Annotated in this window: 3 protein-coding genes; 2 read left to right on the top strand and 1 reads right to left on the bottom strand. The window is 70.6% G+C overall.

Going from position 1 to position 2,285, the window contains the following annotated elements:
* Nucleotides 1-294, top strand: a 294-nt coding sequence (locus tag VFM98_RS06935; RefSeq protein WP_325109177.1) for a phospholipase A, incomplete at its 5' end; no start/stop codon positions are given.
* A gap of 56 nt (nt 295-350) precedes the next feature.
* Here VFM98_RS06935 and VFM98_RS06930 read toward each other — a convergent pair.
* Complete coding sequence (locus VFM98_RS06930; RefSeq protein WP_325109176.1) at nt 351-1,385, bottom strand: hydroxyacid dehydrogenase; 1,035 nt, start codon at nt 1,383-1,385, stop codon at nt 351-353.
* Nucleotides 1,386-1,647: 262 nt separating this feature from the next.
* Here VFM98_RS06930 and VFM98_RS06925 point away from each other — a divergent pair.
* On the top strand, nt 1,648-2,285 hold a 638-nt coding region (locus VFM98_RS06925; protein ID WP_325109175.1), incomplete at its 3' end, for a dihydrodipicolinate synthase family protein.

The following is a 2,285-nucleotide window of genomic DNA, read 5'->3' as shown; positions in this document are numbered from 1 at the left end:
GCCGACGACGACAACCCCCGCATCAGCGACTTCATCGGCCGCGGCGAGCTGCGGGCCGTGTGGCACCACAGCCGGCGCAACCTGTTCCAGGCCACCGCCCGCCATTCGCTGCGCGCGCGCGGCCGCGGCTCGCTGCGGCTGGAGTGGTTCCGCACGCTGGCCGACACCGGCGAAGGGCCGCCGAGCGGCCTGCAGCTGCACACCCAGATCTTCACCGGCTACGGCGACACGCTGCTCGATTTCAACCGCAGCCGCACCGTCTTCAGCATCGGCTTGAGCCTGGTGGAGTGGTAGGCGCCCTGCGGCCGACAGAGGGCGGCCGCAGGTTCAGGCTTTGGCGGGGTTCGGCTTCAGCCCAGGATGCGCGCGCGCCGCTGCTCGAAGGCAGGCCAGACTTCCGGATTGACGAGCCGCGGCGGGCGCTCGCCGGCCGCGAACGCCGCGATCTGGTCCGCGGCGATGCGGGCGACATTGCGACGCGCCTCGTGCGTGACGCCGGCCGTGTGGAAGGTGCCGTAGACGTTGTCCATGGCCAGCAGCGGATGGTCCAGCGGCGGCGGCTCCCGGTCCCACACGTCGAGGCCGGCGCCGGCCAGGTGGCCGGAGCGCAGCGCATCGACGAGCGCCGCCTCGTCGTGGATGCCGCCGCGCGCGGTGGTGATGAAGAGCGCGCCCTTCTTCATGCGCGCGAAGGCCTCGGCATTCATCATCTTCAGCGTGCTCGCATCGCGCGGGCAGTGCAGCGACACGATGTCCGATTGCGCGAGCAGCTCGTGGAAGGACACGGGCCGGGCGCCGCGGCGCTCGATCTCCTGGGGCGCCAGCAGCGGATCGGTGGCGATCACTTCCATGCCGAAGGCGCGGGCCAGCGCGGCGACACGGCGGCCGGTGTGGCCGATGCCCACGACCCCCAGCGTCCTGCCCTGGACCTCGTGGCCCATCACGTCCTCGCGCGCGTAGCCGGTCTCGCGGTGCAGGCGCCGGTCGCCTTCCAGCATCCGGCGCGACAGGCCCAGGATGAAGCCGAAGGTGTGCTCCGCCACCGAAGCCGCGTTGCCGCCCGCCTGGTTGACCACCGCGATGCCGGCCGCCGTGCAGGCCGCCACGTCGATGGTGTCGTAGCCGGCGCCCGAGGAGGAGACGCACAGCAGCTGCGGGCAGCGCGCGATCAGGTCGGCGCGCACGAACCATTCCTGGGCCAGTTCGTCCTTGGCCGCGGACACGTGGTAGACGTGCGCCTGCGACAGCAGGTCCCAGGCTGCGGCGGAAGGGCCGCGCACCCGGAACACGCTCAATGAAATGCCGGGCTCGCGCTGCAGGCGCTCGTCGAAGGCGGCGTCGATCCACAGGTCCGAACGGACCACACGCAGGGCTGCGGCCGTCACTGGCGCTCCCCTTTGCGGCCTTCTGCGGCTCGGCTTCCGAAGGAGGCTGGGGCGCATCGCGCCGTGAACTGGCGCACGCCGTGGCGGATCCGTGGTCCTGTCATGTCTGGCTTCTACGGGGATGACGAGAAATGAGGGGCAATGTACGATAAAAAATCCGTCACGCCGTGACTGCCGCATCGTTCGAGCATGCGAGGCCTGGAGCCCCGCAGGCCATCGTGGACGACTGCGCGCAGGCGCCCAGCAAGGAGCAACCAACCCCATGAGCCTCGCCACCCCGCGCCTGCAGGGCGTCCTCTCGCCTGTCCTGACACCCTTCAACGCCGACTACACGCCGGATCCGGACCGCTTCATCCGCCACTGCCGCTGGCTGCTGGAGCAGGAGGTGGGGCTGGCGATCTTCGGCACCAACTCCGAGGCCAACTCGATGTCGGTGGCGGAGAAGCGCCAGCTGTTCGACGCGCTGCTGGAAGCGGGCCTGCCGCCCGCGCGCATGATGCCGGGCACCGGCTGCTGCTCCATCACCGATTCCATCGAGCTCACGCGCCAGGCCGTGCAGGCCGGCGCCGCAGGCGTGCTGATGCTGCCGCCCTTCTACTACAAGGGCGTGAGCGAGGAAGGGCTCTATCGCCACTTCGCGGCCATCATCGACGCCGTGGCGGACGAGCGCCTGCGCATCTACCTGTACCACATCCCGCCGGTGTCGAACACGCCGATCCCGCGCGGCCTGGTGGCGCGCCTGCTGAAGTCCTATCCCGACATCGTGGCCGGCATGAAGGACAGCGGCGGCGACTGGAAGCACACCCAGGCGATGATCGAGGAGTTCGGCCCGCAGGGCTTCGACGTCTTCGCCGGCAGCGAGAACTTCCTGCTCGCCGACCTGCGCGCCGGCGGCCCCGG

Source organism: Ramlibacter sp., assembly GCF_035706265.1.
Taxonomy (GTDB): domain Bacteria; phylum Pseudomonadota; class Gammaproteobacteria; order Burkholderiales; family Burkholderiaceae_C; genus Ramlibacter.
Note: the sequence above shows the minus strand (reverse complement) of the source record. Positions and strands in the feature narration are given on the sequence as shown.